Genomic DNA, 13,295 nt, shown 5'->3' with positions numbered 1-13,295 from the left:
CGCGGCGGGGGTGTTCACTCGTCGCCGGTCCTCTGTAATGCGCCGTGCACGGCGTCGGCCAGCATGGTCGCCTCCGCCTCCGACAGACCCAGCGTCATGCCGTGCTCGACGCAGGCGGTCCGTGCCCGTTCGACCTGCTCGGGGGTCAGGAAGATCCGCGCCGACGGCGGGACCTCACGCTTGCGCCGCCACCACCGCCTGCGCTGGAGACGGGCGAACGCGGTCGCGCCGAGCACCTGCGCGAACGTCCCGGCCAGCAACGGGTACACGAGGTCGGCCAGCACCCATGGCTGCACCCCGGAGCCGACGGTGCCCCCGGTCCAGTTCCGGGAACCCGGTGCCGTGCCACGACCTTCCCGGTCCGCGGTCACGAGATCCAGGTAGTCGAGCTGCGCCGGTTCGATCTTCCCCACGACGTGCCGGGCGAGGGCGGCGATGGTCATCGGTCTCGCTGACGAGCCGACGTTGTCAGGAGGAGCCATCTCCGTCATCCGACCATCCGATCAGTTCGCGCGACAGCGGCCTGGGTGATCCGGACTCCCCATCGTAGTCGAAGTCAGGTTCGGCACGGGGGAGTTCAGCACGGTCCGGACCACCGCGGCCGTCCGCCCGCACGAGGCGGAACGGACCCCGCGGGATGGTCGCGACATTCCAGTCCGGCACGCATGGCGCTCGGCGCCGAGACCATGCCCGATTCTCCTCGAGCCCGTGCTCGATCAGCCGTTGCCGGAACCCGGTCAGCACTGTGTGGTCGAACCCCGGATCGCTCAACTCCAGCCCGAGCGCGTACTTCCAGTCGATCCGGGCCCGCACCGCGTCCGCCGCCTGCCGATCGGTCAGCCCTTCAGCGACCTGCAACACCGTGACCAGAGCCAACTACCCCGGCGAGATCCCCGGCCGGCCCCTCACCCCGAACGCCGACACGAACTCCTCGTCGGCGAACAGCTCCGGTAATTCGTCCCGGACCCGCATCGGCAACGTCCCCTTCGGGAACGCCGCTGCGACCACCACCGCGGTCTGCTCGGGCACCTCTGACCACGCACGCGGCTGGACCGACATCACCTGCCCCTTCCACGAACAGGACGGACGCCTGCCGCAGTGGATCATCATCCATCGCGCCGATCACGATGCGAAACCATCGATGACCAGCGCATATCCAATTGAGCAACAGAGTCCCACACGTTCTTCACCGTGTACGTGCCCGCGCCGACCGCCGCCGAAGCGGTCGTGATCGGCCAGGCGACCAGCGTGGCGGCCAACGCCGTGACGCCCGCTGCTGCTGCCAGGCCCGCGCGCCATCGCGCGCGGCGCGGCCGTGCGTCGCGCGTGGTATAAAGTTGAACATTCATCGACTACTCCGCTTCTGACTTACCCGGACGCGGGAACTGGCAGGGGTGACTATTCAACCCGCTGGCGCAAAATCCACCGGCACGCGACAGTCAATACCACGTATGCGAGGCGCTTCCTCACACCGTTGCGGGAAATCGCTTCCGCCGAATTTTAGATGCCCTGGAAGTGGCCGGTCAATAACGGCTTCGACGGCCGGTTTCGGGTAAGTGTCGAATACGATCGAACGCGCAGGTAGAGGGTCGTGAAGTCGGTCATCGACCAGCTGTGGGGTAGATGCGGGCAGTCATACTTGTGAACAGAATCGACGGCTGCCGATCACACATGTGAACAATTGAGGTGCCGGTGGTCGCATTCAACCCGGCAGTGGCCGCCGAGACCCGGCCCGGACTATGGGGTGTGATCAGGTGGCGCTGAGGTCGCGCGGCTGGAACGCCGGGTTGCGGCCGAGCGCCAGTGGGGGCGTTTCGTAATCCACCAACTGTGGCGCGGACGCCCGCTCCGGGGTTCGGCGGCGGATACCCCGGTAGATCCAGTCCATGGTCAGGTACTCGCTGTCGCCCGGCTCGCCGTTGGCCAGGACGTCCGCCAGCGCGCCGGTGAACACCGGGTACCGGCGGTGCTCCGGGGCGAATGCCGCGGTGCTGTCGCTGGTCGAGGCCAGGACGAGAGTGCCAGGCGTGCCAGCGAGGTCGCCGGCGTGCTCCGTGCTCTTCATCGTGCGGCCCACGAAGCAGGAGTCCAGGATGATCACCGACCGCCTCGCCGGGCTGCGTGCGAGCAGTCGGCGGATCGAGTCGTATGACACCGCCGTGTGCTGCGCGTTCGGCCGCGTGTCCGAAGTGGCCAGCAGCAGGTCGCCGCGAGGAGACGACACCAGGCCGTGACCCGCGAAGTACAGCAGCAACGTGTCCTCCGCCGCAGCCGCGACCTCGGCGACCTCGGCGAGGAAGGCGTCGCCGGTGGGGTTGATCAGGACCGGTGTGCGGTCCACCTGGAACGTCGGTTCGGGATGACCGGTCAACCGCTGATGCAGCTTGTGGAGACCGTTTTCCACCTGCGGCAGGTCCGGCAACGCCTGGTATCGGGCCACGCCGACCAGCAGCGCGTTCGACGTGTCCAGGGCCGGGAGCAGCGGCGACCGCGCCTCGGTCGACGGGGGTTGGCCGATCAACGCTCTGACAAGGTCTTCTACTGCTTCGGGGGTGAACTCGGTGAGGCGGTAGTGGGTGCTCGTGTGTGGTCGGAGGAACGCCGGTATGTCATCGACAGACCCTCCGGGCAGCACCACCGGCAGGATGCGTCGTGAATGAAGAGCTTGATAGGAGGAGAGGTCCTCGCGGCGGAGGAGGATCTGTTCGATCAAACCGTTCTCGCGTGTCGTGCGGAGGGCGGGCGAGGCGACGACTACGACGAAGTCGGCAGCCGTTATCTGCTCGACCGCCCACGCTGCCCAGTCCCGCCTGCGGTCCGATGCCCATAGGTCCAGGCGTGCGTCAACCCCCTGTTGGCGCAGCAGTGTCGCGAACCGCAAGACCGATTCCACGTGCTCGGGGGTGTCGTAGGCGTAGGAGATGTAGACCCGAGGTATGAGGTGCTGGGCCTGCTCATCCCTGTGTAGTGGCGGTCGCCGCGCACTAGGGTCGTCGAAAGTGCGGATCCGCACTTCTGTGGTGAATTTTTCGGTGTGGACCTCGACGTTCTGGTACCCGGTGAGGTCGACGTCCACCGCGTGCAAGAATTCTGTTGATACCGCTACGGTCAAGGTTGTGGTGGTTGAAATGGTCGCCCTCGTCCGAAGTGCGCTCAGTACGCGGGACGCGTCCAGTCGGGCGAGTGCAACATTTTCGGTGCTGACGTGTACGGTGCTCAGCAATGCGTGCAAACCCGACGTAAAATTGTGTCGGCGCAGGGAGTTCTGTAGTTCCCCCGGGAGTGAATCGCTCAGTGTCGGCCCATCGACATCGTCGGGCAGGATGATCATCAATCCACTGGCCGAAATTTCGATTATCACCTCCGTCCAATCGACACCGATGCTGCTGAGCGCCTCCTGGGCGATGGCGAGTATGCTATCGGGACGATCTTGCTCGGCGTCGAGGAAGACGAAGAACCTTTCCGGCGACGGCTCGCCCTCCGGGGCATGGCCGAGTGCTTCCAGGAGTTCCAGGTGCAGGTTCCGCCATCGCCCTAGGTCGGCGACTCGGAAGGCGTCCGCGTGCTTCGCGCCGAGCGCCGAGCATGCTGTCACGACATTTTTGACCAGTGTCCACGGAGGGGCGGTGCGCAGGCCGCCGGAGAACAGTCGTCTTATCCTCAGGCGTGAATAATGGGAAACTTTCGCGATGTCACTCAATGATGGGTACCCGACCACAGCGCGGAGTCGGCGCAGTTCTTGGGAGAACTGGGCCAGTGCTCTGGCGTGTTTGTCTTCCAGGTAGGCTCGGTAGGCGTTGTCGTCCAGCAGGTCCGTGAAGAACCCGGGTCGTTCCGCCTCGAACTCCAGGATCCACCCTTCCGGCTCACCTGTCGGGATGAACTCCTGCTGTTGCGCCGCGTGGTTGACCGAGTGCATCCGTCCGCCGACCGGCAGGTTGACGTGCCGGATGCCGAAGAGCGTGTGCAGATAGCAGATGTCCTCGCCCGGAGCGAACGCGGACGACCCCTCATACATCGATAGAGCGCCGAACGCGGGCGTGCCGGCGCTGGTGATCCCGACCCGGAAGGTCCGTGCGCCGACCGGGCGGATCCACAGGTCGTCAATCGTGTACCGGGTCTCGACCGCAACGGCCGTCTCCCCATGACCCGAAGACACCGCGCCGCGAACCGTCGTCAACCGACCGGCCAGGGCGCGGTAACGCCCACCCAACCGAGCGAGGACGTCAGCGGCGATGTGGGCCATCGGCGCCCCGCCGTCAGCCCGCACGGCAGGCAGTTCAACCCCCTCCGGGTCGACCAGCATGGCCGCGAAGTCGAACGGCTGGCCGAGCCGCTCGGAGATGAACTCGCTGGTCTCCCTCAGCACGGTCAGCGCGTCGTCGCGCAGCAGGTACCCGTTGAGCTCCGCCCGCACCTCCGGCAGGAAGTCGTACTCGACCGCCTCGGGGTCGGATCCCCGTCCGCGCTGCTGCAATAGCCCACCCAGGAACACCTCGGCCAGGTGCGCGATGGTGGAGTCGGGCAGCATCACGCGCTGCACCAAGCGCATGACGGGCAGGGTCAGCCACGCCGCCGACAAGTACGTCGCCAACCGGAACGCCTCGGGCGACGCCGCCGACCGGAACCGGCGCACGAGCCCCTTGGCGTCGAGCCGGCCTCCCTCGACGCCTTGCCCGGCCCTCGGATCGGCCAGCAGGGCGACCCGTTGAGGAGTCGCGGACCCCGTCGCCAGTCGCGCCCAGAGGCCCAGCCACCGGGGAGACAGCTCGAACACCGGAACCGGAACGCCACCCGCGGGCTCAGCCCGCCACTCGGCGTTGGGCGCGGCCGGCCGGGGCACCACGACCCGCCCCGCCCCGGCGTGCAACCCGGTGCCCGACCACATGCGCTGCGGCAGGACCGTCACCACTCCGGTGGGCGCCACCCCAGCCCAGCCGCGCAGCAAGGCAATCGCCCGCCCGTCGTGCCAGGCGGCACCGACACCGTCCGTCACGACCACGACGACCTGCCGCACGGAATCGAGGTCGTGCAGCGGATCCACCACCGGCCCGTCCGCCACGCTGTTAAACGCCCGCACCCGGATCCGCCGGAACGCCCCGAGCCAAGCGCACAGGTCGTGCAGCTCCGCCACCGTCCGCCGCCAGACGACCATGGACGGCGCCGTATCGACCACGATGGTCAGGCTCAGCCAACGCTCCGACGCCGGCCGCAGCACCGGGGCCCACAACCCCTCCTCGGCGACCCGGGCGGCCGTGGCCTCCTCGTCCACCTCGAACGACCGACGGCTCGGCACCCGCCGACCGAATGGCCGCAGCGCCCGAGCCAGCTCCAACTGCCCGGGTAGCGCGAGCACCGCCGGGCTGCGCACCGCCACGCCGCGCAGGCCGCTGTCCGTGCCGGCACCGGTCGCGTACATCTCGCCGTACGCCTCCGTCGTCGTGCCGCCGGACACAACGACGTTCTCGGGCACCGCCTCGGCCGGAGGCAGCGGCGCATCCTCCGGCACGTCCGACAACACCGGCTCATCAACCGGCGCGGTCGGCCGTGAAGGCGTGGCGATGTGCTGCGAGAGCCACAGGGCGTCGCGCAGCTCGTAGAGCGTCGGGTCCAGACCGGCCGCGGCGAGCCTGGCCGACAGGTCCTCGATCACCCGGTGCCGCTCAGCGGTTTCAGCAGGGCCTGGACGACGTCGTCCATCGAGTCGACGTCACCGCCGGACATCGCGATGTACACCGCGTTGAGCAGCTGGTCGGTGGTGAGCTCGACCTGGTCGCGACGGGCGAGGAAGTCCTCGATGTGCCGGCGGGCCACGGCGGTGGCCTCGGGGCCGAGGTGCGCTGCGATGATGGCGTCGATCTGGTCGGGCTCCGGCGGTTCCAGGTCGAGGCGCAGGCAGCGCCGCAGGAACGCGGTGGGGAAATCGCGCTCACCGTTGCTGGTGAGCACCACGAACGGGAACGCGCGGCACCTCACGCGGCCGCGCCGGACCTCCACGGGGTCGCCGCCGTCGGCGGTGCGCACCGGGACGTGCTCGTCCTCCTCGGACAGCCGGGCCAGCTCGTCGATCTCGAACTCGCCCTCCTCGAAGACGTTGAGCAGGTCGTTGGGCAGGTCGACGTCGCTCTTGTCGATCTCGTCGACCAGCAGCACGCGGGGGCGCCCGAACGGCAGCAGCGCGGTACCCAGCGGTCCCAGGCGCAGGTGCTTGCCGATGTCCCGGTCGCCGGTGGCGCTCTGGTTGCGGGCGTTGCGCAGGTTCTCGTCGCGGAGCCTGCCGATCGGGTCGTACCGGTACAGGCCGTCCTTCAGGGTGGTGCGGCTGGTGATCGGCCACCGCAGCACGGGGCCGAGCCCGAGCTCCTCGGCGACGAGGTAGGCCAGGGTCGACTTGCCGGTGCCGGGCCGCCCGGTGACCAGCAGCGGGCGGCGCAGGAACAGGGCCGCGTTGACCATCTGCACCTCCCGCTCGGAGGGCTTGCGGCGGTGTTCGGCCCGGCCCAGGCGGCGGGCCGCCGTGGGGTCGCCCGCGCCGCCGGGCACGGACAGCACCGGTGCGCCGTCGAACCTGCGCCAGTTGGGCGGCTCGGGCAGTTGGTCGACGCCGTCGTGGGGCTCGGCGACACCCCGGTAGATCGGCCAGGCGGTCACGGCGCGACTCCTTCGAGGACTGCGGGGACGCGCCAGTCCGGACGATCTGGCACGCGGGTCGGGTCGTCCCAGAGCAGGACGAGGTCGCGCCCCGGGTGGTCCGGGCGGGCGGTGCGGCGCGAGCTGTCGCGCTGTCCGTGGACGACGTCGGGCAGTTCCACCAGTGGCTGTCCACGCAGCACCTGGTGGAGCACGTCGCGGCCGGTCGGGCGCCCGGCGCGGTGCCACAGGGCGATGGGCAGCCCGGCGTCGAACAGGCGGTGGAGCACGTCCTTGCGGCCCGCGTCGCGGCAGGCGTAGGCCAGCGCCGCGCACACCCGGCCGTGCAGGACCGTCGGGTCGAGCGGCGGGTCGCCGGGTTCGTGCTCGATCCAGTGGATCGCGTGCTCGTCGTAGGCGTGGAAGTCCGCCACCTTCGCCCACGCGACGGCGTGCGCGGTGCGCCAGGCCGGGTTGTCGGAGCGCTCCAGCGGGCGCACCACCACGGGGCACGCGGCGCCGAGCGGTACCTCCTGCCGGGCCAGCCGGACCGGCAGCTCGTCAACTGTCTCGTCGACCATGTCGGTGGGGACCATGAACTCCACGACCGGCGGGGCAGCCTTGTCCGCCGGGTCGAAGTCGGCCAGCAGGTCACCGAGCGCGTCCGCGACCTGCCCGAGCCGCCACGGTCCCGGCGAGACGGCCACCTGCCTGCCGTCGTCGCCGAGGTACCGCCACACGGTGGTCCGGTAGCCGGGGTCGATCAGGTCCGGTTCGAGCCGCACCAGCAGGAAGGTCCGGTGCAGTTGCGCGTCGAGGTCGCGCAGCAGGTCGACGTCGACGTAGGGCGGCCCGACCCGCTCTATCCACTCCCAGAGCCGGTCGCGCGTCACGTCGTCGTCTGTCGCGGCGGCGAAGCGGACCAGGAACTCGAACAGCGGCAGGGGGTTGACCGGCTTGCGCAACGCGTCCACGACCGACCGCACGTCGTCGGGGTTGTCCGGCGGGGACAGCTCCACCGAGCGCGTCGCCTCGCGGAACGGCCCGCGCAGGTCGGCCGGCGCGCCCACGCGCAGGATCCGGCGCAGCTCGGTGTACTCGGCGGGGGTGAGCAGGGCCAGGCCGAGGGCGCCCGCGCCGGCGCTGGGGGAGCGGGGCTCGGTGGTGAACACCAGGTAGTCCTCGTCGCTGCCTCCGCGGAACCAGATGTGGCTGGGCACCTGGCGGGTGCGGCGCTCGGCGCGCAGGGTTTCGAAGGTGGTGCCGACATCGCGCCGCACGTCGGTGAAGTCCGGTGGCCACTGCTCGTCCGGGACCTGGCCGAGGCTCTCCAGGACGGCGTTGGAGAACAGGCCGGTCTGCAGGGCGTCGTCGTTCTTGGCGCGCTCGCCGTCGCTCGCGGCGAACAGGGACAGCTGGTCCACCGCGGGCAGGGTGTCGTTGGGCTGGAAGCTCTCGTCGGGCAGGCCGGTCCGCCAGCCCGTCTCCCGGGCGGAGGTGAGGCAGGAGTCGATGATGATCCTCTGGTGCGGGTGGCCGCGGTAGGGGGCGCTCCGCAGGAGCGCCAGCAGGCGGGTGACGTTGAGGTTGCGCCGGTCGTGCGCCCGGGAGTCGTTGTAGATCAACCGGCGCTCGTTGCGCTCGTCGATCACGCCGTGCCCGCCCCAGTGGACCAGCAGCAGGTCGCTGTGCTCCTCGGGCAACCGGGTGATCAGGCGTTCGCGCACGGTCTCGGCCCGCGCGTCCACCACGTCGACACCACCGGCGCGGTGCTCCTCGACCAGGTGCCGGTTCTGCTCCAGCGGCGCGGTGAGCAGCGTGATGTTCGACGGCGGCACGCCGCGCGAGAGCAACCACGCGGTGAAGCGGCACGCGTCCGGCACCGGGCCGTCGAGCCGCCAGCGCCCACCGGCGGCATACTCCTCGATGCCGACGACGATCGCAATGGTGCGCTCCGGTGACGCGGTCACGCCAGCTCCCGGTCGAGCAGCCCGTAGAACCGCTTGTTCCGCTTGGCGAAGTACGCGCTGTGCGACCGCGGGAACGGCGCCCGGTTGTCCACCGCGAAATCGCGCACCCGGTCCGGGAACACCCCCGAGCCGACGTAGGCCAGCAGGTCGCGCCGGTCGTAGATGTTGACCCAGTCGGCGGGGACGCTGTCCGGGAGCAGCGCGCCGTGCGCCAGCGCCGGCAGGGCGTTCAGCTCGTACAGCAGCGGGGCCTGGGACCCGACGGTGATCAGCTGGGCGACGTTGGGCAGCTCGCGCTCGATCATCAGCTCCAGCGCGGCGATGCCGCCGAGGCTGTGGGCCAGCACCACCACGGGCGTGTCGATCCCGGCGATCCGGTCGGCGATGAACCCCCGCAACCCGGCACCCCTGGTGAGGTAGAGCAGCACGTCACCGGCCACCGGCGCCGCCGCCTGCGACAACACGGCGCGGCGGCGGTCGATCGCCCGACCGACGCCCGCGCGCATCACCAACTCGACCGCGACCGCGCCGATGCCGCGGTCCGAACCGCCCAACTCGGAGACGATGGCGTCGACCACGTCGTCCCGGGTGTCGCCGTCCAGCGGGAAGTCCGGCCCCTGGCGCTCGTCGGCCAAGTGCAGGCACCGGGCCACGATCGCCCTGGCCAGGGCCGTGGTCAGGACGCCGCCGAGCTCGTGCTCGCGGTCCAGCGCCCGCCGGCAGCCGTCGTCGGCCAGCACCTCGTCGACGGCGTCACCGAACACGTCGGCCAGGCCAGCGTCGTCCAGCAGGGCGGCCAGCCGTTCGTCCGGCAGGTCGCGCGCCGCCTCGACCAGCCACTCGCCGGGTGCGTCGGCGGTCGGGGGCAGGTCGACCGCCTCGGCCGGTCGGACCGCCAGGGCACGCAACTCGACCAGCGGGTCGTGGTCGAGCATCCACCACAGGGCGGTGTCCGGGTCGTCCTCGGGGACCCCGAAGCCGCGGTCGGACGTGCCCGGAATCGTGACGCCGTTCGCGTTCAACCTGGCCCCGTGCCGGTCGCCCCAGTAGCAGTGCTCCACCCGCCAGCCGGGCCGAATCGAGGCCACGCCGGCGCAGACGTGGCGGAACGTGTTCCAGTACGCGTTGTCACGCACACCGGTGCCGTGCACGAACAGGATCGTCTTCAAGCGCGTTCTCCGGGTTGTCGACCGTGGCACGGGTGTAGTCGTCCGAACGGTGATCCGCTGTTACCGGTTCCATCGGTGGTCGATCTTTCTCGGTGACATTGTCGGCAAACTACCGGCTCGGCGATGTGTGTGACCGCAATAGTGCGGTGAGAGCGGACCTCGCTACGGTTCGTTCGGCGGTCGCGTGCGCCCGACGATGAGCTCGACTTCGTCCCCTGTGGTCAGGATGATGTCGGCATACTCGTCGACGATGCCCAGCCGGGCGTTTACCGATCCGCAGAAGGTCGCATTCGCCGTCGTGAAGGTGAGATTCTCGGCCAGTCCGAAACCGTAGCGCTGGTGGCCATACCCTCAAAGGCCGTCCAGGCTCCGGGGGTAGGTGGCGAACTTTTGCACGTTGTACTCAGGGTCGAGCAGGTGCACGAACGCCTTCTCGGCGTCGATGACGACTTTCTTGCGATACTCTTCCCATTCTGCTCCGGTGACACCGGAAACCGTACCCCCCTCCTTCAGCGTTCTGAACACGAAAGGCTCGACCCTAAGCGGGAAGAGCACGACCTCGTCGCTGACGCGTGCTCCTGCGCGCCGAGGGTGCTCGTCGGTCAGGATCTTCTGGCGGGCGTGTGGGGTGCCAGAACTCTGCACTGGCATGCTGAGCTGCGACGATCGCGCACACTGGACCTCCAGGGCATGATCGTGAGGCATGGCGTTACGACTGCTGTACCTGATCTTCGTCCGACTCGGCGACGGGCTGGTGCTCCTCGGCCGGTCCTCTGCGGCCAAGGACGTCGAACTGCTGGTGCTGCGACACGAGGTCGCCGTGCTGCGCCTGACCAACCCCGCCCGCGGTTGGACTGGGCCGATCGCGCGGTGCTCGCCGCGCTGGTTCGCCGACTTCCCCGCTCCCTGCGCGAGCACCGGTTGGTGACACCGGGAACCATCCTGCGATGGCATCGACGCCTGATCGCGCGGAAGTGGACCTATCCGAACCGCACAGGCCGACCGCCGGTCGACGACACCCTCATGACGTTGATCGAGCGAATGGCGCGGGAGAACACCGGCTGGGGCTACCGCAGGATCCAGGGCGAGCTGCTCAAGCTCGGCCACCGGGTAGGCGATGCAACGGTTCGCCGCGTGCTCAAGCGCCTGCGGATACCGCGCGCACCCGGCGCGACACCGACACCTCCTGGCGACGGTTCCTCCGCGCGCAGGCCGCGAGCATGTTGGCCTGCGACTTCTTCCATGTCGACTGCGCCGTCACCCTCAAACGCGTGTACGTGTTCTTCATGATGGAAGTCGCCACCCGCTACGTCCACATCCTCGGCGCCACCACCAACCCCGATGGTCCCTGGACTACCCAGCAGGCCCGCAACCTGGTGACGGACCTGGCCGATCGGGCCGACGACTTCCGGTTCCTCATCCGGGACCGGGCCGGCCAGTTCACCGCCTCGTTCGACGCTGTCCTCTCCGGCGCAGGCATCAAGATCATAAAAATTCCACCACGCTGCCCGAGAGCCAACGCCCAGGCCGAACGGTTCGTCGGCGCCATCAGACGCGAAGCCACCGACCGACTACTCATCCTCAACGAACCCACCTGCGAGCGGTCCTGGACCGCTACGCGGCCCACTACAACCACCCCCGACCCCACCAGGCGCTACAGCTCGCACCACCGCGACCGGACCAGCCGATCACACAGCCGCGCTGCACCTCGATACGTCGCCGACCAGTCCTCGGCGGCGTCATCAACGAGTACGAAGCCACAACCGCCTAACCGCAGGTCAGGCCATGTGGCTGACTTTTGGAACCCCACAGGTCGCACTGCGGACCGACGGCCTGAACCGTGTCGTCGCCGACGACCACACCGTGGCCCTGCGACTGCCGGTCGACCGGCGCGACGAACTCGGGCGTGCCGGGATCGAGCCGCCGCCACCGGGACCGGCGCCGCGCCCGCTCGGCGCGGATGAGATCGGCCAGGCGGACGAGGGTGTGGTTGGACAGCGGAATCGCGGCAGGGTACGACAGCACGGTGAGGCTCCCGGTTGGGGCATCGGATCTTGGTTGACTGCTGTCTTACCGGGAGCCTCGCCCACCGCGCCCACCACTCAGCCTGCGCCGTGACCTGCGACGTCACGATGAAATGGCTCAAGGAAGTCGACGGCCTGTCGACACGTTGGAACCGGGCGTACTCGACCTGCGGCTGGAACAACTGCACACCCTGTGCTCGCGGGCGCTGGCCGAACTGCGCGGACCGTGGTCGTTGGAGGCCCGCCTGTCCGGCCCGGAGATCGGCAAGACCTACTGGGCACCGCACCGACTCGCTTCCCCGGAGGCGATCACCGGTCTCAAGATCGCACTCGGCATGCACCGGCGGCGCCTCGCCTCCGGACAGGCCGCCTCCGGACAGCCAGACCCGGCAGGCACCGCAGAGCCAACCGGCGATACCCGACAAAGACCGCTGCGGCGCCGGCGACCTATCGCAAGATCGACCCGTGCAGACTGCACGACATCAAGGCCGCCGAGGAGGTGACCGGTGACCTCGGCGACTCGATCCTGCCCACCTCCGATGGTCTCAACCGCTCCGAACTGCACCTACACAGCGCAGAACACCGCACAACGTGGCGGCTCAAGCCGGTCCGGCAGGCTGGTGATCGCGCATGAGGCTGTTTCCCGTGCGGCCAGCCTCTACAACGATTCCGCTCAGCTGGGAGTGGTCGTGGAGAGCCACTTCTGCGTGGCGTCGGACGGCGCGCTCGTCCAGTACATCGACCCCGCGCCGTTTCGATCGAGACGCGGGCCAACGCCGGTGGCATCCACGGCGCTGGAACGAGGCGCGGCTCGTGACGCTGCGGCGGCGAACCTCGAGCCACTGTCGCACCTCGTCGTCACCGAGGCCGCACGCTCGGGTGAAGGGGTCGACGAACCTTTGCCTGGGCAGGTGGAGCGGCCGAGGGTGGTCGCGATCATGCTGGCCGGGAGGGAATCCCGATACGTGGCGATCTTCCCTTCCAACTGCCGGTAGGTCAGCCCGGACCAGGCTCGCAACGCACGCGGTGCCGCCGTGAATTCCGACGGGGTGCCGGCCTCCGTCGGCTGTGGTGACGTCGCCAGCGACTCGGCTGACCCCCTCCCTGGCTCACCGTCCCAGCATGGCGGACCGGTGCAGTGCGGGCGAGCGCCGATCCAGCGGACCGGGCTGGGCTGTTCGGGTGTGTTCACGAACGGATCGAGCAACGTTCCGAACACGTCCGAACGGCGTTTCCGTTGCCGACGCGGCGGACCGCGGACGACACTCGACCGCGTCGACTCCGATCGACCTCTCTCGGGGGAGAGAAATCCGTTGCGGCCTCCGCCGGCCAAATCGTCGACGCGCGCTGCGGCCCTGGGGCGCGTCATGGTGCCGGACGCCACCCGTTCCGGGACCGGACTCGTCATGGTGCACGTGGCGCCTCGGTTCGTGACGCTGGGCGCCCGGAGGAAGAGGGGACCATGCGTGAACAGAGCTTTCCCGCTGGCGTGACGCCGGGGC

Annotated in this window: 10 protein-coding genes and 2 pseudogenes; 3 read left to right on the top strand and 9 right to left on the bottom strand. The window is 69.3% G+C overall.

Annotation, left to right across the window (positions count from 1 at the left end):
- Positions 1–14: 14 nt before the first annotated feature.
- The 8 genes and pseudogenes from ABTZ99_RS11850 to ABTZ99_RS11815 form a co-directional block, all read right to left on the bottom strand.
- The gene (locus tag ABTZ99_RS11850; RefSeq protein WP_499610705.1) at positions 15–443 is read right to left on the bottom strand and encodes a hypothetical protein; all 429 of its coding nucleotides are present in this window, start codon (positions 441–443) and stop codon (positions 15–17) included.
- 274 nt (positions 444–717) lie between these two features.
- A pseudogene (locus ABTZ99_RS11845) lies at positions 718–1,059 on the bottom strand (transposase); the annotation flags it as partial.
- Positions 1,060–1,106: 47 nt separating this feature from the next.
- A complete protein-coding gene (locus ABTZ99_RS11840; RefSeq protein WP_499610702.1) occupies positions 1,107–1,349 on the bottom strand; it encodes a hypothetical protein in 243 nt (80 codons plus the stop codon).
- Between the two features lie 401 nt (positions 1,350–1,750).
- Positions 1,751–5,653: a caspase, EACC1-associated type gene (locus ABTZ99_RS11835; RefSeq protein ID WP_499610700.1), complete on the bottom strand. Its 3,903-nt coding sequence runs from the start codon at positions 5,651–5,653 to the stop codon at positions 1,751–1,753.
- A complete protein-coding gene (locus ABTZ99_RS11830) occupies positions 5,650–6,651 on the bottom strand; it encodes an AAA family ATPase (RefSeq protein WP_499610698.1) in 1,002 nt (333 codons plus the stop codon). Before ABTZ99_RS11830 ends, ABTZ99_RS11835 begins: the two co-directional genes overlap by 4 nt.
- Positions 6,648–8,600, bottom strand: coding sequence for a VMAP-C domain-containing protein (locus tag ABTZ99_RS11825; RefSeq protein ID WP_499610696.1), 1,953 nt, complete (start codon positions 8,598–8,600; stop codon positions 6,648–6,650). Before ABTZ99_RS11825 ends, ABTZ99_RS11830 begins: the two co-directional genes overlap by 4 nt.
- The gene (locus ABTZ99_RS11820) at positions 8,597–9,769 is read right to left on the bottom strand and encodes a hypothetical protein (RefSeq protein ID WP_499610694.1); all 1,173 of its coding nucleotides are present in this window, start codon (positions 9,767–9,769) and stop codon (positions 8,597–8,599) included. The genes ABTZ99_RS11825 and ABTZ99_RS11820 overlap by 4 nt, the downstream gene beginning before the upstream one ends.
- Before the next feature lie 351 nt (positions 9,770–10,120).
- Positions 10,121–10,420 (bottom strand): hypothetical protein, encoded by a 300-nt coding sequence (locus tag ABTZ99_RS11815; protein WP_499610692.1) that lies wholly within the window; start codon positions 10,418–10,420, stop codon positions 10,121–10,123.
- A gap of 52 nt (positions 10,421–10,472) precedes the next feature.
- Here ABTZ99_RS11815 and ABTZ99_RS11810 point away from each other — a divergent pair, with 52 nt between their 5' ends.
- Both ABTZ99_RS11810 and ABTZ99_RS11805 read left to right on the top strand, forming a co-directional pair.
- Positions 10,473–10,697 (top strand): hypothetical protein, encoded by a 225-nt coding sequence (locus ABTZ99_RS11810; RefSeq protein ID WP_499610690.1) that lies wholly within the window; start codon positions 10,473–10,475, stop codon positions 10,695–10,697.
- A 95-nt stretch (positions 10,698–10,792) separates the two neighbouring features.
- Complete coding sequence (locus tag ABTZ99_RS11805) at positions 10,793–11,059, top strand: hypothetical protein (protein ID WP_499610688.1); 267 nt, start codon at positions 10,793–10,795, stop codon at positions 11,057–11,059.
- A 618-nt stretch (positions 11,060–11,677) separates the two neighbouring features.
- Here ABTZ99_RS11805 and ABTZ99_RS11800 read toward each other — a convergent pair.
- Positions 11,678–11,794, bottom strand: a pseudogene (locus ABTZ99_RS11800) (IS5/IS1182 family transposase); the annotation flags it as partial.
- A 619-nt stretch (positions 11,795–12,413) separates the two neighbouring features.
- On the opposite strand from ABTZ99_RS11800, the gene ABTZ99_RS11795 reads away from it, so the two are divergent.
- A complete protein-coding gene (locus tag ABTZ99_RS11795; RefSeq protein WP_499610681.1) occupies positions 12,414–12,788 on the top strand; it encodes a hypothetical protein in 375 nt (124 codons plus the stop codon).
- Positions 12,789–13,295: the final 507 nt, after the last annotated feature.

This window comes from Actinosynnema sp. NPDC002837, from assembly GCF_040295345.1.
Lineage (GTDB): Bacteria > Actinomycetota > Actinomycetes > Mycobacteriales > Pseudonocardiaceae > Actinosynnema.
The sequence above is the reverse complement of the archived record's forward strand: the minus strand, read 5'-3'. Positions and strand labels throughout refer to the sequence as shown.

Bases quoted from the DNA above. Each gene is read 5' to 3' on its own strand.
- ABTZ99_RS11850 (WP_499610705.1), bottom strand. From the start codon at position 443: ATGACCATCGCCGCCCTCGCCCGGCACGTCGTGGGGAAGATCGAACCG.
- ABTZ99_RS11840 (WP_499610702.1), bottom strand. From the start codon at position 1,349: ATGAATGTTCAACTTTATACCACGCGCGACGCACGGCCGCGCCGCGCG.
- ABTZ99_RS11815 (WP_499610692.1), bottom strand. From the start codon at position 10,420: ATGCCAGTGCAGAGTTCTGGCACCCCACACGCCCGCCAGAAGATCCTG.
- ABTZ99_RS11810 (WP_499610690.1), top strand. From the start codon at position 10,473: ATGGCGTTACGACTGCTGTACCTGATCTTCGTCCGACTCGGCGACGGG.
- ABTZ99_RS11805 (WP_499610688.1), top strand. From the start codon at position 10,793: ATGACGTTGATCGAGCGAATGGCGCGGGAGAACACCGGCTGGGGCTAC.